The sequence below is a fragment of the Streptomyces sp. NPDC013187 genome, from assembly GCF_042899705.1.
Lineage (GTDB): Bacteria > Actinomycetota > Actinomycetes > Streptomycetales > Streptomycetaceae > Streptomyces > Streptomyces hawaiiensis_A.
The window spans coordinates 13,815-35,716 of sequence record NZ_JBIBAF010000007.1 but is presented as its reverse complement, the minus strand read 5'-3'; the positions used below and the strand labels follow the sequence as shown (position 1 = coordinate 35,716).

16 protein-coding genes are annotated in these 21,902 nt (G+C 71.7%); 4 read left to right on the top strand and 12 right to left on the bottom strand.

Going from position 1 to position 21,902, the window contains the following annotated elements:
• Positions 1-7 precede the first annotated feature (7 nt).
• The 3 genes from ACFY5B_RS15800 to ACFY5B_RS15790 form a co-directional block, all read right to left on the bottom strand.
• Positions 8-1,177, bottom strand: a complete 1,170-nt coding sequence (locus ACFY5B_RS15800) for an ArsA family ATPase (RefSeq protein WP_389969268.1) — start codon at positions 1,175-1,177, stop codon at positions 8-10.
• A gap of 134 nt (positions 1,178-1,311) precedes the next feature.
• On the bottom strand, positions 1,312-1,749 hold the full coding sequence (locus ACFY5B_RS15795; RefSeq protein ID WP_389969266.1) for an SRPBCC family protein: 438 nt from the start codon (positions 1,747-1,749) through the stop codon (positions 1,312-1,314).
• A 109-nt stretch (positions 1,750-1,858) separates the two neighbouring features.
• Entirely contained in the window at positions 1,859-2,656 is a 798-nt protein-coding gene (locus ACFY5B_RS15790) for a metallophosphoesterase (RefSeq protein WP_389969264.1), read from the bottom strand.
• Between the two features lie 297 nt (positions 2,657-2,953).
• Between ACFY5B_RS15790 and ACFY5B_RS15785 the strand changes: the two genes are divergently transcribed.
• Complete coding sequence (locus ACFY5B_RS15785; RefSeq protein WP_389969262.1) at positions 2,954-4,750, top strand: AMP-dependent synthetase/ligase; 1,797 nt, start codon at positions 2,954-2,956, stop codon at positions 4,748-4,750.
• 132 nt (positions 4,751-4,882) lie between these two features.
• Here the strand turns inward: ACFY5B_RS15785 and ACFY5B_RS15780 are convergent, their stop codons facing one another.
• The 3 genes from ACFY5B_RS15780 to ACFY5B_RS15770 all read right to left on the bottom strand — a co-directional run bounded on the left by ACFY5B_RS15780 (position 4,883) and on the right by ACFY5B_RS15770 (position 8,676).
• Positions 4,883-5,803, bottom strand: a complete 921-nt coding sequence (locus ACFY5B_RS15780; protein ID WP_389969260.1) for an alpha/beta hydrolase — start codon at positions 5,801-5,803, stop codon at positions 4,883-4,885.
• A 102-nt stretch (positions 5,804-5,905) separates the two neighbouring features.
• Complete coding sequence (locus ACFY5B_RS15775; protein ID WP_389969258.1) at positions 5,906-8,098, bottom strand: S1 family peptidase; 2,193 nt, start codon at positions 8,096-8,098, stop codon at positions 5,906-5,908.
• A gap of 83 nt (positions 8,099-8,181) precedes the next feature.
• Positions 8,182-8,676, bottom strand: coding sequence for a hypothetical protein (locus ACFY5B_RS15770; protein ID WP_389969256.1), 495 nt, complete (start codon positions 8,674-8,676; stop codon positions 8,182-8,184).
• A gap of 604 nt (positions 8,677-9,280) precedes the next feature.
• Here ACFY5B_RS15770 and ACFY5B_RS15765 point away from each other — a divergent pair.
• Together ACFY5B_RS15765 and ACFY5B_RS15760 are read left to right on the top strand one after the other, a co-directional pair.
• The gene (locus ACFY5B_RS15765) at positions 9,281-12,940 is read left to right on the top strand and encodes an ALF repeat-containing protein (RefSeq protein ID WP_389969254.1); all 3,660 of its coding nucleotides are present in this window, start codon (positions 9,281-9,283) and stop codon (positions 12,938-12,940) included.
• A gap of 105 nt (positions 12,941-13,045) precedes the next feature.
• The gene (locus ACFY5B_RS15760) at positions 13,046-13,597 is read left to right on the top strand and encodes a hypothetical protein (RefSeq protein WP_389969252.1); all 552 of its coding nucleotides are present in this window, start codon (positions 13,046-13,048) and stop codon (positions 13,595-13,597) included.
• An 18-nt stretch (positions 13,598-13,615) separates the two neighbouring features.
• On the opposite strand, the gene ACFY5B_RS15755 is transcribed toward ACFY5B_RS15760, so the two are convergent.
• Positions 13,616-15,202: a GMC oxidoreductase gene (locus ACFY5B_RS15755; RefSeq protein WP_389969922.1), complete on the bottom strand. Its 1,587-nt coding sequence runs from the start codon at positions 15,200-15,202 to the stop codon at positions 13,616-13,618.
• Positions 15,203-15,374: 172 nt separating this feature from the next.
• The gene (locus tag ACFY5B_RS15750; RefSeq protein WP_389969250.1) at positions 15,375-16,517 is read right to left on the bottom strand and encodes a glycosyltransferase family 4 protein; all 1,143 of its coding nucleotides are present in this window, start codon (positions 16,515-16,517) and stop codon (positions 15,375-15,377) included.
• Between the two features lie 117 nt (positions 16,518-16,634).
• Between ACFY5B_RS15750 and ACFY5B_RS15745 the strand changes: the two genes are divergently transcribed.
• Positions 16,635-17,873, top strand: coding sequence for a glycosyltransferase 87 family protein (locus ACFY5B_RS15745; RefSeq protein ID WP_389969248.1), 1,239 nt, complete (start codon positions 16,635-16,637; stop codon positions 17,871-17,873).
• On the opposite strand, the gene ACFY5B_RS15740 is transcribed toward ACFY5B_RS15745, so the two are convergent.
• From ACFY5B_RS15740 to ACFY5B_RS15725, 4 genes are all read right to left on the bottom strand, one after another.
• Positions 17,834-18,163, bottom strand: a complete 330-nt coding sequence (locus ACFY5B_RS15740) for a hypothetical protein (protein WP_389969246.1) — start codon at positions 18,161-18,163, stop codon at positions 17,834-17,836. The two genes, ACFY5B_RS15745 and ACFY5B_RS15740, sit on opposite strands and share 40 nt — an antisense overlap.
• Before the next feature lie 33 nt (positions 18,164-18,196).
• On the bottom strand, positions 18,197-19,354 hold the full coding sequence (locus tag ACFY5B_RS15735) for a hypothetical protein (protein WP_389969920.1): 1,158 nt from the start codon (positions 19,352-19,354) through the stop codon (positions 18,197-18,199).
• Positions 19,355-19,489: 135 nt separating this feature from the next.
• Positions 19,490-20,503 carry an NlpC/P60 family protein gene (locus ACFY5B_RS15730; protein WP_389969244.1) on the bottom strand — a complete coding sequence of 338 codons (1,014 nt, stop codon included), beginning with the start codon at positions 20,501-20,503 and terminating at the stop codon, positions 19,490-19,492.
• A 241-nt stretch (positions 20,504-20,744) separates the two neighbouring features.
• Entirely contained in the window at positions 20,745-21,785 is a 1,041-nt protein-coding gene (locus ACFY5B_RS15725; RefSeq protein WP_389969242.1) for an NlpC/P60 family protein, read from the bottom strand.
• Positions 21,786-21,902: the final 117 nt, after the last annotated feature.

Sequence of the window (21,902 nt, the reverse complement as noted above, 5' to 3'; positions counted from 1 at the left end):
CGCTGGCTCAGGGGCTCTGCGGCCACAGCTTCGGGTCGGGCGCGAAGCGGATCCGCAGTTCGCCCTCGCGCAGGGCGGCCCCGTCGACGGTGCAGCGGCGCAGCGCGGAGGGCAGCGGGACGATCCGGCGGAACCGCCCCACCGTGACGGCGAGTTCGTCGCCGCGCCGGACGAGGTCGAGTTCCTCGCGTATGGCGCCGGGCAGCGGGATGCGCCAGACGAGCACGCCGTCCTCGCCGAGCCGGTCGGTCACGGGCCAGTCCATGGCGGGGGCGGCCTGCCCGGTGCCGGGCACGGCGAGGGCGGTGAGGTCGTCGGTGCCGCGCGGGTCGCGCCCGAGGTGGGCGACGGTGCGGACGTCGTAGGCCTCCCGCCACTCCTCCAGCGTCTTGCGCTGCTGGGCGACCGGGCCGGCGAGCCAGGTGTCCGGGGACGCCTCGGGCAGGACGCGGTTGGCGACCACGACGTCGGTGCGCAGCCCGCGCAGGGCGAGGCCGAGGCGGGCGGTGCGCAGCGCGTCGGCGCCGGCCGGGCCGGGCTCGGCGACCAGCCGTACGACGGTGCCGCGGTCGGCGACGACCGCTTCGACGGCGGCGAGTTCCAGGTCCCAGCGGGCCGCCGCCTCGTAGAGCCACTCGGCGGGCATGGGGACGCCGGCGAGGCGGCCCAGCACGGGGCGCAGGGCACGGGCGGCCTGCCGTTCGGGCGGGAGGAGACGGCGCAGGTAGCGGCGGAGTTCCTCGGGCAGGGCGAGCAGGGCGAGGGCCTGCGGGGCCGGGGGGAGGTCGACGACGAGGGTGTCGTACTTCTCCGACAGCGCGGCGTCGCGCAGGGCGCGCAGCAGGGCGAGTTCCTCGGCCCCGGGCAAGGGGGTGAGCTCCTCGGGGTCGAGGCGGGAGGCGCCGAGGAGGTCCAGTGCGGAGGAGGCACGGTCCTGGAGGGCGACCAGGTCCCTGCGGAAGTCCTGGGCGGCGTCGGGGCGCCAGGCGGTGAGACGCGGGGCGGCCTCGGCCGGGGCGGGGCCGGTCGGGACTCCGAGGGCGGCACCGAGGGTGTCAGTGCGGTCGGTGCCGAGGACGAGGGTGCGGCTGCCCTCGCGGGCGGCGGTGAGCGCGGTGGCAGCGGCGAGTGTGGTGCGCCCGCTGCCGCCGGGGCCCATGATCAGGATGGTGCGCATGGGAAGGAACGCTAACCCAGACGCCCCGAAGGGGCGCGGTGCTGTGTTGACCATGCGGCTCCGCCGCGCGAGCGCCTGCGATCACGGTGTGCCCGCGCCGAACCATGCGCGGGTGCCCCGGCGGTGCCGTGCGATCAGGCGGATTCGACCCGCTTCTTCAGCCCCGCCAGCGCCCGGTCGATGATGACCTTCTCCGCCTTGCGCTTGATCATGCCGAGCATGGGGATCTTGACGTCCACGGTCAGCAGGTACGTGACCTCCGTGCCGCCCGCCCCGGCGGGCTTGAGGATGTACGAGCCGTCCAGGGAACGCAGCATCTGGGACTTCACCAGCGTCCAGGACACCTCGTTCTCGCCGGTCCAGGTGTATCCGAGGACCTGGTCGTCCTTGATCGCGCCCGCGTCCATGACGAGGCGGACCTGCTCGGCGCGGCCCTGGTCGTCGGTCTTGAGGACCTCCGCCTCCTTCACCTCGCCGGTCCAGTCCGGGTAGCGGGCGAAATCGGCGATGACCGCCATGACGTCGGCCGGGGCCGCCTCGATGGTGATGCTCGAGCTGGTGTGTTCCGCCATCGCCGTGGCTCCTCCAGATACGGGCCGGTTATGAGGTCGTGCGCACGTGCGTGCAGCGTGAAGGCTACCGCGCGCGGGACCCGCGGATCTCACCCGACCTGGGGCGTCCTCACCACTCCAGTGCCCAGGGCGTCCCGGTGCCCGCGAAGTGCCCCACGTTCACGCACTCGGTGGCCCCGATCCGCATCCTTCGCACCAGCGGCTGGTGGACGTGCCCGAAGAGGGAGTAGCGGGGACGGGTGCGGCGGATGGCGTCCAGCAGGGCCCGGCTGCCGCGTTCGAAGCGTCGGGCGACGGTGTCGTAGACCAGTTCGGGGACCTCGGGCGGGATGTGGGTGCAGAGCACGTCGACCTCGCCCACGGCCTCGATCTTCGCGGCGTACTCCTCGTCGCTGATCTCGTACGGCGTCCGCATCGGCGTGCGCAGGCCGCCGCCGACGAAGCCGAAGACCCGGCCGCCGATCTCGACGCGCTCCCCGTCGAGGACGGTCGTGCCGGGGCCCGCGTACTCCCGCCACAGGGTCGGCATGTCGACGTTGCCGTAGGTGGCGTACGTGGGAGTGGGGAAGGCGGTGAACAGCTCGGCGTACTGCTTGCGCACCGCCTTCTCGATCACCGTGGCGCGGTCGCCCTGGAGACCGGCCCACAGCCCGGCCCCGAACACCCGCGCCTCCTCGAAGCGGCGGGCGGTGCGCAGCGCGACGATGCGGTCGGCGTTCTCGACGCCGAACAGGTCGGGGAAGATGCCGCGCGAGTGGTCGGCGTAGTCGAGGAAGAGGACGAGGTCGCCCAGGCAGATCAGGGCGTCGGCGCCCTCGCCGGCCCTGGCCAGGTCGCGGGCGTTGCCGTGCACGTCGCTGACCACGTGTACGCGCGTCCGGTGGTTTCGGGCTGGTGTGGGTGCCATGACGATCAAGCGTAGGTCGAGCGCTGCGGTTGTGAACAGTGGCGGTCCTACCTGCGGTTACTGGCCAGTCAGTTAGCGGGTGGACTACTGTGCGCAATGGAATACCCAACTGTGTGACGCAGCGAACATCTCGACGGGACCCCCTGTCGTGGAAGCCATACCGGCGGGTAACGTCCGGCCAGTCCAGTCGTGCTCTGCATTTCAACAAGTGAATGCGCGAGCACTTCCCCGAGCCTTGGACCGCACCGTCGCAGCACACACCGTCGTGGCGCCGGCGCCCTATGAGGAGCAGCAGTCTTGCGCGAGTTCAGCCTTCCGGCTTTGTACGAGGTCCCTGCGGACGGAAATCTGACCGACATCGTCCGCAGAAACGCCGCGCAGCACCCGGATGTCGCCGTCATCGCCCGCAAGGTCGGCGGCAGCTGGCAGGACGTCACGGCCACCGCGTTCCTCGCCGAGGTGCACGCGGCCGCGAAGGGGCTGATCGCCGCCGGGGTCCAGCCGGGCGACCGGGTGGGCCTGATGTCCCGCACCCGTTACGAGTGGACGCTGCTGGACTTCGCGATCTGGAGCGCGGGCGCGGTGACCGTGCCGGTGTACGAGACCAGTTCGGCGGAGCAGGTGCAGTGGATCCTCGGCGACTCGGGCGCGACCGCCTGTGTCGTGGAGTCGGACGCCCACGCGGCCGCGATCGAGTCGGTGCGCGACCGGCTGCCGGAGCTCAAGCACGTGTGGCAGATCGACGGCGGCGGTGTCGACGAGCTGGGCCGGCTCGGCCAGGACGTCACCGACGAGACGGTCGAGGAGCGCGGCTCGTTCGCCAAGGCCGACGACCCGGCGACCATCGTCTACACGTCCGGCACCACCGGCCGGCCCAAGGGCTGTGTGCTCACCCACCGCAGCTTCTTCGCCGAGTGCGGCAACATCGTCGAGCGGCTGCGTCCGCTGTTCCGCACCGGCGAGTGCTCGGTGCTGCTCTTCCTGCCGCTCGCGCACGTCTTCGGCCGGCTGGTGCAGATCGCGCCCATGATGGCGCCGATCAAGCTGGGCACGGTCCCGGACATCAAGGACCTCACCGACGAGCTGGCCGCGTTCCGTCCGACGCTGATCCTCGGTGTGCCGCGCGTCTTCGAGAAGGTCTACAACTCGGCGCGCGCCAAGGCCCAGGCCGACGGCAAGGGCAAGATCTTCGACAAGGCCGCCGACACCGCCATCGCGTACAGCAAGGCGCTGGACACCCCCTCGGGCCCGTCGCTAGGCCTGAAGATCAAGTACAAGACGTTCGACAAGCTCGTCTACAGCAAACTCCGCGCGGTCCTCGGCGGCCGGGGCGAGTACGCCATCTCCGGCGGCGCCCCGCTCGGCGAGCGCCTGGGCCACTTCTTCCGCGGCATCGGCTTCACGGTGCTGGAGGGCTACGGCCTGACCGAGTCCTGCGCGGCGACCGCGTTCAACCCGTGGGACCGGCAGAAGATCGGCACGGTCGGCCAGCCGCTGCCCGGCTCGGTGGTGCGCATCGCCGACGACGGCGAGGTGCTGCTGCACGGCGAGCACCTGTTCAAGGAGTACTGGAACAACCCCGGCGCGACCGCCGAGGCGCTGGCTGACGGCTGGTTCCACACCGGTGACATCGGCACCCTCGACGAGGACGGCTACCTCAGGATCACCGGCCGCAAGAAGGAGATCATCGTCACCGCGGGCGGCAAGAACGTCGCCCCGGCCGTGATCGAGGACCGCATCCGGGCGCACGCGCTGGTCGCGGAGTGCATGGTGGTGGGCGACGGGCGGCCGTTCGTGGGCGCGCTGATCACCATCGACGAGGAGTTCCTGGGCCGTTGGTGCTCCGACCACGGCAAGCCGGCGGGTGCCACCGCGGCGTCGCTGAGCGAGGACCCGGACCTGCTGGCCGCGATCCAGGCGGCGATCGACGACGGCAACGCCGCGGTGTCGAAGGCGGAATCGGTGCGGAAGTTCCGCATTCTGAACTCCCAGTTCACGGAGGAGTCGGGCCACCTGACGCCGTCGCTGAAGCTGAAGCGGAACGTGGTGGCGAAGGACTACGCGCACGAGATCGAGGCGATCTACGCGAAGTGACCTGGGGGCCGTCCTGGCGCCGATCACGGCGCGAGGACGGCACGCGGTCCGCCGCCGGAGGGGGTGCGGGCGACGCGGGCGAGCGCTCGCTTCCGCTCTTCTGCCTTTTTCTTCCTTATGCCTTGCTCTTCCTTATGCCTTGCTCTTCAGCCAGGCGACGATGCGGTCGTACACGCCCGGCTCGCTCAGCAGCGATCCGCCGTGCGCGGACCCGGCGACGACGTGCGTCTGGATCCGGCCGCTGGGTACTCCCTTGTCCTCGGCCGTGGCCTTCAGGTCGGTGGAGTGCACCGGCGGCACGAAGTCGTCCTCTGAATGGATCAGGTACATCGGAGCGTCGGCCGGATCGACCCAGTTCTTGGAGACCATGCTGCGCCAGGTGTCCCAGCAGGAGGGGTGGAGCGTGGTCGCAGTGTCGTCGGAGTCGGGGTAACAGCGGGCGAGGATGGCCGAGTTGTCGCGTAGTTTGCGCTTCTTGGCGTCGGTGGAGGTGTTGCCGTCGTTCCACGCCCGGTAAGGCGAGGCGACGGGCGAGAGGGCGACCACGCCCTTGAGGCGCAGGGCGCCCGCGCCGTGCGTCGCCGCGTCGGTGGCGAGCTGGCCGCCGGCCGAGGAGCCGAGGAGCAGTACACGGTCGGGGTCGACGTCGAAGTCGGCGGCGTGCGAACGGATCCAGGTGACGGCGTCGGCGACGTCGTCGCGCTGGGCCGGCCAGGCGGCCTCGAAGTTGAGCCGGTACCTGATGGCGAACACCTGGAACCCCTCGGCGGCGAAGCGCTCGGCCGAGGAGGACCAGTCGGTCTGGTGGTACCAGTAGCCGCCGTGGATGAGAATCAGCGCGGGCTTTGGCCCGGAGCTGCTCGCGTTCCAATGGGCGTCGAGGGTCTGACGGGCGTGGGGGCCGTACTTGTGGGTGGCCTTCGTGGCACCGGCCTGCACTTCCTGTGTCGTGCGGGCCCCCTGGGCGGCCGGAGCCGTCGACGCGGTGGTGGAGAGGGCGGCGGCGCCGGCCACGGTGAGGGCGGCGAGCGCGGGCAGCAGTAAGCGACGCATGGGTGTGTGCTTTCAGACGAAGGAGAGGGGGTGAACGGCCGGTCCGGCGACGGCTGGGAGCTGCCGCGGGACCGGCCGTGGTGCAGCCGGGACTTCGGCGCGTCAGCGGATCACGGAGCCGAACGTCTCACCGGCCGCTGGCAGGCCGCCCGTGCCCGGCTGGAACGTCGTGACCGGCTGGGTGCCGCCGCTGAGGACGTTGCCCCACGGCACGGCGTGCGCGGAGCCGTACGAGACGGGCCCGTGGGGCAGACCGAGGTAGAGCTCGGCACCGGTGGCGTGCACAGCGGTGCCCACCTTCTGCCCGTTGCCCAAGGCACCGGGGATGCCGAACTTGCCCGGGTACACCGTGTTGATGAAGGCGCCGTTGGTCAGGCTGAAGGTGTAGACCGTGCCGCCGTCGGTCGCGCCGGTGCTGTCCTCGCCGGGCACACCCACCGCGAGCAGGGTGTTCTGCGCGGTGCTGACCGCGCCCGGGGCGGTGTTCACGGCCGACAGGGACTGGGCGAAGTTGTCATTGGCCTCGGTGGCGCCCGGGACACCGGAGGCGCCCTGGTAGATGCCGGAGACCTGAGTGAACCCGGAGGCCGTGAGACGGAAGGTGTCGACGCGGCCCGCGTCGGCGGCCTGGGCGCCGTCCTCCCCAGGGGATCCGACGGCCAGGAGCGACTCGGCGCCGTTCGCGGAGGCGCCCGCCCGGTACTGCACCAGGGCCAGTGACGCGCCGAACCGGTCGTCGGCCTCCGCGCCGCCCTCGACGGTGTCGAGGTCCTGGTCCAGACCGGTCACGCCGGTCGGCAGCTTGTCGGCGTTGAGCGTGTGGCTGAACAGGGAGACACCGCCGGCGGCGGCCAGCGTGCCGATGGCCTCGCCCGGGGCGCCCACCACGAGATGCTGCGGCGAACCGGCGATGGTGGAGCCGAACTTGTCGCCCTTCTCCAAGGCGCCCGGTACGCCCGACTTGTCCTGGTGGATCAGGACGTTGGTGGTGCCGGTGCCGCGCACATAGATGACCCCGCCCGCGTCGGTCGCGCCCCCGGCGGCGTCCTCGCCGGGCGCGCCGACGGCCAGGTACGGCTCACCGGCGAGCGTGGTGCCTGCGGCTAGGGCGGCGCCGAACTGGTCGCCGGACTCGGACGCCATCGCCGCCAGGGCACCGCTGCCCGAGCCCTGCTCCAGGCTGACGGCCGCCTTGCCGGTGGTCAGCCCCGCTGGCGCACCGTAGAGGACGTTGACCATGCCGGCGTCAGCGGCCGATCCCAGGTCTTCGGACGGGGCGCCGACGACGAGGTCGGTGCAGCCGTCGAGGTTGTGGTCGAAGGTGGCGAGCGTCGTGCCGAAGTGGTCCTTCGCCTCCGAGCCGCCCGGCACCGCCTCGAGGTCCTGGGTGATCTCGGCGGTGCCCTTGCCGCCGCCCTGCACGACGCGGACCAGTCCCGCGCCCGCGTCGCCGCCGACGGCCGCGTCGGGGTCGGCGACGGCGGTGTCGCGGACGCCGTCGCAGTTGAAGTCGGTGACGGGAGCGGCCTGCATGGTGGCGTCCAGCCACGAGCGCAGGTTGTCCACGCGGGTGCTGACCGCGCCGGTACGGGTCTCGTCCGGGTCCTGGCCGAAGCAGCCGCCCTGCCAGGACCTGCTGGAGATGGCCACGACCTCGTAGCCGCCGGCTCCGCCGCTCCGGGCGCGCAGAGCCGGGCCGCCGGTGTCACCAGCGCAGACGGCGACGCCGTCCTTGCCGGCCAGATCGAGGGTCTCGGTCGCCATCGCGCCGGCCGTGAAGGCACCGGCGTGCAGCTTCAGCGGGGACCACTCCGCCTTGGTGCGGCCGAACCCCGGGACGGTGAGGGTCTCGCCCGTGGTGGGCATGGTGGTGCCGACCGCTGCCGGTGTGACGCTGGTGACCGGCGTGGCGAGCCGGGCCAGGACGACATCGCGGTCGGTGCGCGGCACGAGCTCCACGACTTGGCGGACCTGGCCGGCGGTGCTGGTCAGGTCGGTGCGGCCGATGGTGGCGGTGGTGGTCTTCGCGGGCTTGCCCGCGCGGATCTGGAAGCTCTGCTGCGGGTTGTCGGCGAAGCAGCTCGCGGCGGTCAGCACCCAGCGGGGGTCCACGAGCACGCCGGAGCAGGCTCGTTCGCCGGAGCCGATGTCGAGTCGGGCGGTGAAGGTGAGAGTCCCGTCGGTGCTCGGGCTGCCGGTCACGGCCTGCGCGGAGCCACTGGTGAACGCGCCGGTCAGCAGGGCGGCCACGACCGCCGTACTCAGCAGCGCCGTGCGCGGGCGGAGAGGAGACACGTTGGTTTCCTTCGGACTTCGGGTGGGGACGGTGGCCGTACGCGGCCGCCGTGCGGTGGGCGGGTGCGGTCTCAGCACGTGGATCAGCCGGTGACGCGGATCTCCAGGAGCACGGCGGGAGGCTCGCCCAAACCCTCGCCGACGCCCTTGAGTTCGTTCTTCGGGACGTCGACCGTCTGGCTCTTGCCCTCGGCGGTCAGCTCGGCCCGTACCGGGTGACTCTCCGTCTGGATGCCGAAAACGTTGGGCAGTTCGAGGGTGAGATGACCGGTGGTGTGCGTGGCCTTGAAGCAGAACTCGCCGGCGCCGACCCGGGTCATGACCTTGATCTGATCAGCGGCTTCGTTGCAGGTGGCCAGGGTAATGCGACCGTCGCCGCGCTTGAGGGCGATGCCCTGCTCGGCGAGGATCCGGTCCGCGTCCGGGTAGGCGAAGTCCTCGACCGCGACCGGCGGTTGGGCTCCGGCAGCGACTCCGGGGGCCACGCTCGGGACGGCGGTGGCCAGAGCGGTGCCTCCGGCTGCCACCGCGCCGACCATGAGGGCGGCGAGCAGGACTTTTCGGGCTCTGGATATCACGGAGGATTCCTTCCGGGAAGCGACACGCGAGAGCATGTGAATACGGGCCGGGCAACAGACGTCGATCGGCACCGCAGGCATGCCGGAACGGCATGCCGAGAAAGGATCCAGGAACGCAGGCAGATGGCGATGCGCGCGAAAACACCGGGAATTCAACCCGGTGGCACGACTCCCCCTCGTTCCCCCAGAACGCGTTCCTGCGTGGTCGCTGAAACGCCCCCTTCACAGCCGCCCGGTCCCGGCGGCGATCGCACGGTAGCAAGTAATCACCACGTAAACACCCCACGAGTGAAACACGTGACTTACACTCTTTGGTCACATTTTTCGTATGCGTACGACACCTTAACGGCTCATTTATGCCACATTTGCCGGCGCTTTACTGAGCCTTCACTGTCGTTTCGTGTGGCTGAAGTCACAGCCTGGCGCTCCGCGCGCGTGCGTCCGAAAACCGTCTGCCCGCGTTGCGCACGAAATAGGAGACTGGAAATCACGGCGTATTCTCAGTGAGGCCGAAGTTCGGTGACTGGTCCGTCGGTTGACCAGAAACGAAATGGGTGCTTGTTCCTTGACTGAGAGATCCGGAGCCCGGACCGGCATATTCCGGTTGGCCGGGAGAAACCAACACGCACACGTCGGACAACATTCCGCCCGGGCGCTTTGCCTGGCCCTTTTCCTGTCCCTCACCGTCGGTCTGCTCGGCGTCCCGGCCCATGCGGCGGCAGCCGAAGCCGTCGACCCCGAAGAGACGAGCACCGACCACATCCCCGCCACGCCGCGAGGGGAGGTCCTGAAGGCCTGGAAAACAGGCGGACCCGGTGTGAAGGCCGCCGCGGAGGCGGCGCTGCTGGGCACGGACGCCCAGGTGCGCGCCTTCCTCGAAAGTGAGCGTGCCGTCGCCCAGCTGTCCGACGACCGGGTGTCCACAGTGCAGGTCTTCTCGGCCGGCGGCCGGGGTGTGCGCGAGGCCGCCGAGAAGGCGCTGGCCGGGACACCTCAGGACCTGGACACCTTCCTGAAGTCGGGCTGGCGGGCACCGCTGGAGCAGGACCAGCGGGTCCGCGCCGTCCAGATCGTCAGCACCGGCGGGCCCGAGGTGCAGCAGGCCGGCCAGGCCGCCCTGAACGGCACCGCCGAGGACGTGCGGCGTTTCATCGCGGAAGGCCAGTACGACGCCCGGCGCAACGACGAGCGCGTGGAGGTCGTGCAGATCCTCAGCACGGGCGGGCCCGCCACCCGCGAGGCCGCGCAGGCTGCGCTGAACGGCACGCCCGAGGACGTCACCGACTTCCTGACGGTGGGCCAGCACATCGCCCGGTCCCGGGACCAGGAACAGGCCACCGTCGAGGACCTGGTCGCCCTGGTGAAGGAGGCCGGCCGGCAGGCACGGGAGGAGACCGAGGCGGCCAAGGAAGCCTCCGCACGCGCCATCGCGGCGACCAAGCTGGCCAAGGAAGCCGCGCAGAAAGCCGCTGCCGAGACCGCGGCCGCCAAGGACGACGCGACCAAGGCGTCCAACGCCGCCGGCCGGGCCGCCGACGCCGCCCATGGGGCCGCCAAGGCGGCCCAGGAGGCCATCAGCGCCGCCCGCGCCGCCAACACTTCGGCACGGATCGCCGCCAACGCCGCGTCCCAGGCGGCCTCCGCCGCCGCTGCCGCCGCCCAGGCCGCCTCCCGGGCCCGCAGCGCCGCCGCCGACGCCGCCACGAACGCGGGCAAGGCGGACGCCGCGCGCAAGGCCGCCAAGGGCGCCTACGCTGCGGCCGAAGGCGCGGAGACCGCCGCCAAGGCCGCCGACCACGCGGCGACCGCGGCCGACGAGGCCGGCAAGGCCGCGAAGGCCGCCGCCGGCGCGGGCGCCAACGCCGACAGCGCGGCGGCCGCGGCACAGGAGGCCAGCGGTCACGCCAACGTCTCCGCCGCCCAGGCCCAGCGGGCCCGGGACGCTGCCGCCGATGCCCGGCGGCAGGCGGCCGAGGCAACCCGTGCCGCGAACCGGGCGGTGACCCTGGCGGGGAAGGCAGCCCAGGCCGCCCGGGAGGCCCGGGACGCCGCCAACTCCGCGGCCGTTCACGCCCGCAACGCCGGCAAGGCCGCCGAAGAGGCGGCCAAGAACGCCGGTGAAGCCGCCACCGCCGCCGCCGAGTCCAAGAAGCACGCCACCGAGGCCAAGAAGGCCGCCGACGCCGCGACCGCGGCCGTGGTCAAGGCCAAGAACACCTTCGACCTGGCTCGGGAAGTGGAGACGGAGGAACTCGCCGACCGCCGGTACACCGAGGTCGAGACGGCCAAGGCCCTGAAGACCGCGGACGACGAACGCAAGGCGCGTGAACAGAAGGCCGCGGCGGACAGCCGCGCGGCCGACGAGGAGGCGGTGCGTCTGGCCTCCGAGGTGAACGCGCCGGGCGTGGACCTGCCGACCGCCGCGGCCAAGGCCCGCAAGATCGCACTGCACGCCGCCAAGACCCGCGGCCCGTGGAGCGCCACCACGGCCGAGGCCGCCCTGGCGGGCTCGGACGCACTGGTCGTGGAGTACATCCGCTCCGGCTTGAAGGAAGCGGCCCAGCGCGACGAGTACGCGCGTACGGTCAACCTGGCGTGGCAGTCGGAGTACGAAACCGTCCGTACGGCGGCCAAGACCGCGCTGAACGGCGACGCGGCACAGATCGGCGCCTTCATCGCGACAGGTCAGCACGAAGCGGCCCGCAACGACTACCGCATCCGGGTCACCCAGCTGATGCAGGACGCCGGCGCCGCGGTGAAGAAGGCCGGCCAGGAGGCCCTGGACTCCGGCTCCGCCGACAAGATGCGGGCGTTCATCCACACCGGGTACTACACGGCCCGGACGAGCGACGAGCGGGTCCGGGCCGTCCAGTTGCGCAGCACGGGCGGACCGGAGCTCAAGGCCGCGGCCGACGTGGCGGTGGCCGGACCGCCGCAGGTGCTGCACCGGTTCATCGAGGTCGAGCAGTACCGCGCGGCGCGCCAGGACAAGCTCACCGCGACCCATGTGTCCAGGGTCCAGGGTCTGATCGCCGGGGCCGCGAAGATCGCGGCGACGGCACAGCAGGACGCCGCTCTGGCCGCCAAGGTCGCGGCCGAGGCCATCAAGGCGGCGGAGGACGCGGCGAAGCACGCGAGCGACGCGCGGGAGTCGGCGAGACAGGCGGGCGAGTTCGCCAAGGAGGCGGACGCGCACGCCGACGCGGCGGAGAAGTCCGCGGCCGACGCCGCTGCCTCGGCCAAGAAGGCCCGGGCCGCCGAAGCCGACGCGAAGCAGGCCGCGCGCTCAGCCGACCTGTCGGCCGACCGTGCCACGGCGTCCGCCGCCGCGGCACAGGTCTCCGCGAGCGACGCCTGGGCCGCGGCGGACGCCGCGTACGCCTCGTCGATCGAGGCCGGCAAGGACGCGGACGCCGCGAGCAAGGCGGCGGACGCGGCGGGCGACGTGGCGTTCCGCAAGCTCCAGGAGGAGATCCGCAAGCACTTCGCGGACGTCGTCGCCGAGAACGAGGAACGCGCTCTGCTCAGGGAGGACGAGGAGTTCGCGGAGTACATGGCCAAGCTGAACGAGATCGACTGGGGGCAGTTGTTCTCCGAGGGCGGCCACTTCACCCTCGACGTCCTCGGCCTGATTCCTGGCTTCGGCGAGGCCGCCGACGGCGTCAACTGTGCCTGGTACTTCGGTGAGGACAAGAAGATCGACGCGGGGCTGTCCTGCGCCGGAGCCGTGCCGTTCGCCGGGTGGGGCGCCGCGGGCGTCAAGTTCGGCAAGTGGGGCACCAAGGCGGACGACTTCTTCCGCAAGCTGTTCGGCAAGAACCCGGCGTTCGCGATGTGCGCGCGGTCGCTGCGCGCCATGTCGCTCGCACGGGCGGCGAGTTCGATCAGCTGTCCGGTGGGCTTCCAGAACATGGGCAACGACGTGTTCCAGTCGCCGGGCGGCTTGGTGTACATGCGGGAAAGCGCGACCAGGCACCGCATCGACCATGTCATGGAGCACACGCGGCCCAAACCGGACAAGCCGCGGCACGGCGTCTTCAAGCAGAAGGACCAGGGCCAGCTCCTGGCGCTGATCGACGACGCCTGGAAGAAGCGCGGCGACCCGATCCTCAAGCGGGGCAACAAGGTCTTCCCGGTCGAATACGGGGAAGCGATCGGAGACGGTGGCGAGAAGTTCTTGTGCATCGTCACCCGGTACAAGAGCAAGATGTACCGCGTCATCAGCGCGTACCCGTCGCCATCGAAGGAGTGCCCGACGGAGTGATGCGCGCGGCCGGGGCCAGAACTGGCTGGGCCCCGGCCGCGTGTCCGGACGAGAATCACCCCTTGAGTGCCGGCGTACGGCGAAATACCACGAAGGGCAACCGCCATGCTTCCCCTCGACCGCCTCCGGGAGCTCCTGCGCGAGCTGGACGATCCCGACCCCGAACACCGGGAGATGCCCCGGAATTACGACGTTCCAGCCGCCCGGCAGCGCTTTCGGCGGTTCGCCGACGCCTTGGAGGGGCGGTTCGGACCGTCCGTGTCGGCCGGCATGGGGCAGGACTCGAGCTTCCTCGGTGCCGCCTCGGTCCCTGCTGAGGCCACGGGGACGGGCCGACCCCTGTGGGTGCTGATAAGCAATTTCGGTCCCTTCGTCACCGCCGGAACGGGAAGGCGATGGGGTCTGCCCGGCTGTGAGGAAGGCCTGGACGACGAGTTCGTGACCTGGCTCGACGAGCTGTGCACGGAACTCGGCTGCGTCTACGTGCCCATCGCACTGCTCATGGAGCCGTACGACGGACCGACTCACCTGGGAGACGACGAGGCCGGCGAGGCGCTTCTGGCGGCGCTGGCGGCGGCCTCGTCCGCGGACGAGGAGGAAGAAGAGGAAGACGATCTGCCGCCAGCCTGGTACGACCGGTACTTCCAGTACATGTGAGGCGCGGCCGGACCGTTCTCAGGCCGCCATGTCCTCCGCGAGCACCCGCGCCATCGTCCGTTCGGCGAGCGCGGTGATGGTGACGAAGGGGTTCACCCCGAGCGATCCGGGCACGAGCGAGCCGTCGGTGACGTACAGCCGGGAGTACCCCTTGACCCGCCCGTAGTCGTCCGTCGCCCGGCTCAGCACGCAGCCGCCCAGCGGGTGGTAGGTGAAGTCGTCGGCGAAGACCTTGTTCTTCGAGCCGAACAGGTCGTACCGGTAGATCGTCGCGTTGGCCGCGTTGATGCGGTCGAAGAGCTTCTTGGCCATGGCGACGGAGACCGCGCTGTGGGCGGCCGTCCAGCCGAGCCGCAGCCGGTCCGAGCCGGTGTCGTAGGAGAAGGACGCCCGTTCCGGGTTCCTGGTGATCGCCAGGTAGAGGCTCACCCAGTGCTCCAGGCCCGTCGGCAGCGGGGCGATCTCGGCGAACACCGGGTTGGCGGCGTTCGCCCAGTCGTCGATGCCCATGACCGGCATGGTCGACTGGTTCGCCCCGACGGTGTCCCACAGGTGGTTGGCGCGGCCCAGCATCACGTTGCCGTTGGTGCCCCAGCCGGCCCCGACACCGGCGTCGAGCGCGGGCAGGGTGCCCGTCTCCCGGGCGCGCAGCAGCAGTTCGGTGGTGCCGAGGCTGCCGCCGCCGAGGAAGAGGTACGTGCAGCCGTACTCCCTGGTCTCGACGACCTTGCCGGTCTCGTCGATGCGGTCGGCGGTCAGCACCCAGGTCCCGTCCGGCGCGCGGCTGATCGCGCGCACCTTCTCCAGCGTGTGGATCGTGATGTTGCCGGTGCCGAGCGCGGCGGCGAGGTAGGTCTTGTCGAGGCTGCGCTTGCCGTGGTTGTTGCCGTAGATGACCTCGCCGCCGAGTGCCGACTTCGGGGCGGTGCCGGCCGCCTCGCGCTCCATGTGGCCGAAGTCGTAGACGCTCGGCACGAAGGTGGTCCGCAGACCGGTCTTCTCGGCGTGCTTGCGGGAGACGCGGGTGAAGCGGTACCACTCCGTCGACTCGAACCAGGCCGGGTCGACGGTGTTCACACCGAGGGCGGCGCGGGCGCGCGGGAAGTACGTGCCGTACATCTCGTCGGCGTCGACGGTGGGGAACTGCTCGGCGAAGTACGACCGGGGCGGGGTGACCGCCATGCTCCCGTTGACCAGGGAGCCGCCGCCGACGCCCCGGCCGACGTACACGGACATCTGGTCGAAGTGCACACGGTCCAGGGCGCCCGGGTAGCGGCCGATGTCCCGGTTGACGACGTCCAGCCAGAGGAAGGTGCCGAGGGGGGCCTCGGTGCGGGTGCGGAACCACATGGAGCGGTGGTCGGGGGCGCTGGTGGTGCAGAACACCTTGCCGTCGGGGCCTGCGGTGTTCCAGAGGCGGCCCATCTCCAGGACGATCGTGCGGATGCCGGCCTGGGCGAGGCGGAGGGCGGCCACCGCGCCGCCGTAGCCGGAGCCGACGACGATCGCGGGGGCGGTGTCGGCCGCGTCGGGCTGGGTGGCCCGGGCGCTTTCGAGGCCGATGCGGGTGAAGCCGAGGGTGGCTGCGGTCTGCAGGGCGGCCATGCCCAGGATGTGACGTCTTGTCAGCTGACGCTGCATCAGTTTTACTGTCATGCGCGCAGCATCGGCGGATTATTGGATTCCGCCTAGTGGGGTGCCACTTGATCCTTGTGGGCGGGTGCGGATCGCTTGTGGCTTCTTGCGCGGTTCCCCGCGCCCCTGGAGGGCGACTGCTCTACAGCAAGTCCTCGAGGCGCTCCGCGAGCAGGTCCCAGCGCCACTTCTCCTCGACCCACTCTCTGCCCCGCTCGCCCATCCTGCGGCGCAGCTCGGCGTCGCCGAGGAGGACGGTGATGCGGTCGGCGGCCTCCTCCGCGGAACCGCCCCTCACCACCCAGCCCGTCTCGCCGTCGAGGACCGCGTCCGGGGCGCCGCCCGAGTCGCCGGCCACGACCGGGAGGCCCGTCGCCGAGGCCTCCAGGTAGACGATGCCGAGGCCCTCGACGTCGAGGCCGCCGCGGCGAGTGCGGCAGGGCATCGCGAAGACGTCGCCGGCGCCGTAGTGGGCGGGCAGTTCGGACCAGGGCACCGCACCGGTGAAGCGGACGGCGGAGGCGACGCCGATCTCGTGCGCGAGCCGCCGCAGGTCCTGCTCGTAGGGGCCGCCGCCGACGATCAGCAGGACGGTGTCGGGCTCGGCCGCGAGGATGCGGGGCATGGCGCGGATCAGGGTGTCCTGCCCCTTGCGCCGCACCAGCCGGGAGACGCACACCACCACCGGGCGGTCCGTCAGGCCCAGACGGGCCCGCACCTCGTCGCCGCCCGAGCCGGGGTGGAAGGTCTTCTCGTCGACACCCGGCGGCAGCTGCACCATGCGCGAGGCCGCGTCCGGGGTCAGCGCGGTCGCGATGCGCGAGCGGGTGTACTCGCCGAGGTAGGTGATCGTGTCCGTGGCGTCGCCGATCCGGCGCAGCAACTGCCGGGCGGCGGGCAGCTGCGCCCAGCCGGCCTCGTGGCCGTGCGTGGTGGCGACCAGCCGCTCGGCGCCCGCCGCGCGCAGCGCCGGGGCCATCAGGCCGAGCGGGGCCGCCGCCCCGAACCACACCGAGGTGCAGCCGTGCTCCCGCAGCAGGCCGACGGCCCGCCGGGTGGCGCCGGGCGTCGGCAGCAGCATGGTCGTACGGTCCCGTACGACGGTGAAGGGCTGCTCGGCGTCGAAGGCGCGGGTCGCCTCGACGCCCTCCCGGGTCCGCTTCCAGGTCGAGGCGTAGACGACCAGCTGCTGCGGATCCAGCCGCAGCGCCATGTTGTGCAGAAACGCCTGGATGCCCCCGGGCCTGGGCGGAAAGTCGTTCGTCACGATCAGGGTCTTGCGCACGCCGCCGACCCTACCGAACCGCCCTCACCGCCCTGTGCGGAAGCACATATGGCACGCTCACAGCCTGCGGGCCCATCATGGCCCCATCAACACGGCACGCGAACGGGCAGGGATCACGTGAAGACGACGGGCACGAGGCGGTCCCTGGCATGGCTGCCGGTGGTCTGGTGTCTCACGAGGCTGTTGCTGCTGCTGTTCGTGCTGAAGGTGTACGTCTTCCCGGGGCCGGACGTCACGAGCGACGTCCACGTGATCTACCAGGGCTGGTACCGCGTCCTGAGCACCGGGACCTTCCCGCTGGCCGACGTCACCTGGCAGTACCCGCCCGCAGCCGCGCTGGCGATCCTCTCCCCCGGCCTGCTGCCCTTCCTGGACTACGCGACGGCCTTCTTCGTGCTGGTCTGCGTCACCGACCTGGCCGTGCTGGCCCTCATGGCGTACGCGGGACGCCGCTCGGGCCGGTCGCTGCGCGGCGCCTGGGTGTGGGTGATCGGCGTACCGCTGCTCGGGCCGACGGTGTACGCCCGCTACGACGTGATGGTCACTGCGGTGGCCATGGCCGCGCTGCTCGCGGGCGCCCGGCACCCGAGGGCCATGGGCGCCCTGGCCGCTTTCGGCGCGCTGCTGAAGGTCTGGCCGGCGATGCTGCTCCTGGCCGCCCGCCGCCGCAGCGCCTGGGTCTCGGCCCTGCTGACCGGCATCGCGGTGACGGCCGGGTTCGCACTGGCCATGCCGGGCACGTTCGCGTTCCTGACCTTCCAGCGCGACCGGGGCACCGAGGTGGAGTCGCTGGGCGCACTGGTCTTCCATGTCGCCCGGCACTTCGGCTGGCAGGGCGAGGTGAGGCTGAACTACGGCTCGATCGAGTTCCTCGGGCCGTATGTGAGCGAGGTGAGCACGGGTGCGCTGTTCCTGACGGGGGCGGCCTTCGGCTGGCTGGTGCTGTGGCGGCTGCTGGCCCGGCGCTTCGAGGAGCACACGCTCGCCGACGCTGCCTTCGTGGCGGTGCTGATGTTCACCACCACCAGCCGGGTGATCAGCCCCCAGTACATGGTGTGGCTGGTGGGGCTCGCGGCGGTGTGCCTGTACTTCCCGGGCAGCCGGATGCGGCTGCCGGTCGCCCTGGTGCTGGTGGCGTGTTTCGTGACGGTGCTGGAGTTCCCGTTCTACTTCGCCAACGTCGTCGCCAGCGACGGCCTCGGCCTCACCCTGCTGTTCCTGCGCAACGGACTCCTGGTGGCCGCCGCGCTGATCGCGGCCCGAGCCCTGTGGCGGGCGACCGTACCGTCCGTCACACCGCCGGCCCCCGTACCCCCTCAGCCGGCCCGGACGGACGAGACCCCCGTCTCCTCCTGAACCGGGGCCCGCCGGAACAGCAGCCGCACCAGGGCACACTGCACAGCCGCCGCGAACGCCGGCGCCAGGCACACCCCGTGGAGCCCCAGCCCCGTCAGTGCGTACGCGAGCGCGAGCTGGACCACTGTCCCCAGCGCGGTGACGCGCAGCAGCGCAGGGGCCTCTCCGCTGCCCTCGAAGACACCGCCGAGCGCGATCAGACCCGCCATCAGCACGAGGTAGGGCCCGACGCAGCGCGGGAACAGCACGCCCTCGTGTGCGATGGCGGGCCCGGCGCCGAAGGCCGCCATGACCCTAGGGGGCGCCGGCGGCCAGCAGCACGGTCAGCCCAGCTGGTCCCGCAGATACGCCCGCCAGTCCGCCGTGAAGGCATCCGGAGTGGTCCCCAGGACCTTCCGCATCGCGGCCTCCACCGCCCCGGCCCGCTCCCGGTGCTCCCCGACGGCCCGGTAGAACGCGCCCAGCCGGGCATCGCCCCAGCGGTCGGCGATCAGCCGGCACGCCGTCCAGCCGCTCTCGTAGGAACGGGCCAGGCGGCTCGCGTCGCCGGTGAAGCCGAAGTCCTCGTCGTCGGGGAGTGCGGTGGGGAGCCGGTCCTCGCGGACGGCCCGGGACAGTTCCGGCGCGGCCTCGGCGGGAGTGCGGCCGGCGGCTCGGTAGCCGACCCAGTCGGCGTACCCCTCGGACAGCCACAGCGGCGTGGCGGCCGTGGTCCGGGCGCGGGTGGCGACATGGGTGGTCTCGTGGGTGACGACGACCTGCTCGCCGAGACCGCCGAGGAGCGCGAACGCGTCCGGATTGACGATGATCCGGTCCGCCGGCGCCCGGGCCGATGCCCCGGTCTCGCCGGTGGTGACCGCCGCGATCCCGCGGTAGGAGGAGGCGGGTGAGCCGAGCAGCCCCGCCATCCCCTCCACCGACTTCGGCACGAGCACGACGACTCGCCGGCTCCAGTCCGTGCCCCACGCGTCCGACACGGCCGGTACGGCGCGGTCGGCCAGGTCCGCGAAGTCCCGCAGCGCCTGCCCGGACTGCCCGACTCCCAGGACGAGACTGTGCCGTCCGCGGACCAGTTGCACCGCCCCCTGGTCCCACAGCTGCTGTGCGGACTTCTTCGCGGGCCGGTCGGTGTCGACGGACCACTTCCCGTCCGCGTCCCGGCCCAGCCGGAGGGTGCGCCCCGCGGTCACCGGCGCCTGGTCGTACCCGGCGACGCGGTAGCGCAGTTCGGCGTCGGCGGTGGCCGTGTCGCCGGTGCGGCGCACCGCGGTCACCCGGTACGACCACGCGGCCACGGGCACCGCCCGCAGTCTGGCGAAATCCGTCCCCCTGCCCGTCCGTTCGTAGGCCCGCTCGTCGCGGTCCACGACGGCGGCGGCCCGCCGGTCCAGGAGGCGCTGGACGTCCGCCGTGGCGCGGTCGGCCGCAGGCCGGCCGCCGCACCCGGCCAGGAAGACGAGCAGCACGACGAGCGCCACCAGCGCGGACCCGGTGCCGCGGCAGGCACCATGCGCCCCGTCGCGACGCCCGGCCCTTGACGGGCAGACGTCGCCTGCCGCAGCACCAGACCTTCGACCAGCCACGTCCCCGATCGTACGGGCGCCGGGCCGCGCCGGTCAGACCCTGGTGACCGAGGAGACGGGCATCATCCCGACCGGGTCGTAGCGCACGGGCGCGCCGGGGTAGGGCGCGTGGATGACCTGGCCGTCGCCCATGTACATCCCGACGTGGCTGGCATCGCCCCGGTAGAGGACCAGGTCGCCGGGGCGTGCCTCGGACAGCGGGACCTGCCGGCCGGCGTACCGCTGGCCCTGCGAGGTGCGCGGCAGGGCGACCCCGGCCTGCGCGTACGACCACTGCATCAGACCCGAACAGTCGAAGCCGGTGGGCCCGTTGGCGCCCCAGACGTAGGGCTTGCCGAGCGCGCTGCGGGCGGCGGCGACGGCGGCTGACCCGCGTCCCGAGGCGGCGGTGGCGCCGCCGAAGTCGGGCATGCCCGGGCGGCCGGAGCGGGAGGCACGGCCGTAGGCGTCGCGCTCGGCGTCCGGCAGGGAGTTGAGCAGTCGCCGGGCCGTGGCGAGTTTCCGCTCCACGGTCTTCTTGTGGGCGGCGACGGCCGTGCGGCTCTTCTCCAGTTCGCGAAGCTTCCCGGCTGCCTCCTCGCGGTCCTGGGCGAGTTCGCGCAGGGCGTCCTGGAGTTCCTTCAGCTCACCGGCCTGGCGGGCGGTGAGGCGGTCGAGCCGGGACGCGTGGTCGAGGTAGTCGTCAGGGTCGTCGGACAGCAGCAGGGCGAGGGACGGGTCGATGCCGCCCGAGCGGTACTGGGCGCCCGCGAGCGAACCGAGGGTCTCGCGCAGGCTGTTGACGCGCTGCTGCTGTCGGGCGACGCGGTCCCGGGCGGTGCCGGCCTGCTCGCGCAGCTCGTCGGCGCGCTCGTCGGCCTTGTTGTACGCCTCGGTCGCCTTCTCCGCCTGCTCGTAGAGCCGGTCCACCGTGGCCCGGGTGTCGTCGTGCGGTGCGGCGCCGGCGGGTACCGCGCCCAGGGCGGCGGCCGCTACGGACAGGATGCTGACGGCGGCACCGGCGCCCCGGTCGAACCCGGACGGTGCAAGGCGGCGATGGGACCCCACGGGAAGCCGCTCTCCTTCCGCTGGCGGACTTGGAACGCGGCAGACAGTAGCCCCGTGGCAGAGGGCCGCCAACGACCATCCGTGGGTGTCCAGCACTGCGCCCCGCCGCTGACGCAGGTCAATGGCGGGGCGTGGGCTCACTCAAGGCGGTCGCGTTTCGCCCGAACGGCGGACACGGTGTCCTGATCTTGAAGGCGCCGAGGGGACTTAGGGACGAACGCGCGAGCTTCGAGGAGCGGGGTCAGACCCGGACGCCGAACATGAACGGGCCGCCGATGGTGCTCATCGACTCGTAGCGGACGACCGTGCCGGTGCGCGGGGCGTGGATGATCTGTCCGTTGCCGGCGTAGAGGCCGACGTGGTGCAGGTCGTTGAAGAAGAAGACCAGGTCACCGACCTTGAGCTGGCTGGTCGAGTAGATCTTGGTGCCGATCTGGGACTGGGCCTCGGAGGTGCGCGGGATCTGGATGCCGGCGGAGGCGTACGCCCGGGAGGTGAGGCCGGAGCAGTCGAAGGAGCTCATGCCGGTGGCGCCGTAGACGTAGGGCTTGCCGAGCTGGCTCTGGGCGAAGGCGAACGCGGCGGCGGCGCGGCCCGAGCCGGGCGGGACGTCGACGTCGAGGGCGTCGCGCTCGCTGGCCCGGCTGGCGCGGCTCTGCTCGGCGGCGAGTGCGGCCTTCTCGGCGGCGGTGAGGCTGTTGAGCAGCTTCTGCGCGGAGGCGAGCTTGCCCTGGACTTCCTTCTTCTTGTTGCCGAGTTCGGTCCGGGTGGAGGCGAGGTCCTTGAGCTTCTCGGAGGCCTCGGCGCGCTCCTGGGCGAGTTCGCGCTGCTTCTCCTGGACCTTCTTCAGCGCCTCGACCTGCTGGCTGCTCAACTGGTCGAGCGTGGAGGCCTTGTCGAGGTAGTCCTCGGGATTGGCGGAGAGGAAGAGCTGGACCGAGGGGTCGATGGAGCCGGTGCGGTACTGCGAGGCGGCGGCGAGACCCAGGCTGTCGCGGAGCTCGTTCAGCTCCTCCTGGCCGCGGGCCACGTTGTCCTGGATGGTGGAGATCTCCTTCTGGAGCTTCTCCTGCTTCTCCTTGGCCCCGTTGTACTTCTCGGTGGCCTGCTCGGCCTCCTCGTAGAGCTTGTCGACCTTGGCCTTGACCTCGTCCTTGCTCGGCTTCTCACTGGGGGCCGCGTTGGCGGCCTGCGAGCTGAAGGCGACGGCAGCGGCGGCGGCTGTGGTCAGCACGGTCACACGTGCGCGACTCGGCTGCTTAGGACGACGGTGGGACGCCACGGGTGAAAAGCTCCTTCTGGCCCCTCCGCCGTCTCTCCCGATGAGTGATCACCCGAGCGGAGGTTGGGCCCGACCCTAGTGACCTTCCTGTGATCAGTTCAAATCCTCAGATGAAAA

Coding starts and splice junctions, on each gene's coding strand:
- ACFY5B_RS15800 (WP_389969268.1), bottom strand. CDS start 1,177: ATGCGCACCATCCTGATCATGGGCCCCGGCGGCAGCGGGCGCACCACA.
- ACFY5B_RS15795 (WP_389969266.1), bottom strand. CDS start 1,749: ATGGCGGAACACACCAGCTCGAGCATCACCATCGAGGCGGCCCCGGCC.
- ACFY5B_RS15790 (WP_389969264.1), bottom strand. CDS start 2,656: ATGGCACCCACACCAGCCCGAAACCACCGGACGCGCGTACACGTGGTC.
- ACFY5B_RS15780 (WP_389969260.1), bottom strand. CDS start 5,803: ATGCGTCGCTTACTGCTGCCCGCGCTCGCCGCCCTCACCGTGGCCGGC.
- ACFY5B_RS15760 (WP_389969252.1), top strand. CDS start 13,046: ATGCTTCCCCTCGACCGCCTCCGGGAGCTCCTGCGCGAGCTGGACGAT.
- ACFY5B_RS15755 (WP_389969922.1), bottom strand. CDS start 15,202: ATGGCCGCCCTGCAGACCGCAGCCACCCTCGGCTTCACCCGCATCGGC.
- ACFY5B_RS15740 (WP_389969246.1), bottom strand. CDS start 18,163: ATGGCGGCCTTCGGCGCCGGGCCCGCCATCGCACACGAGGGCGTGCTG.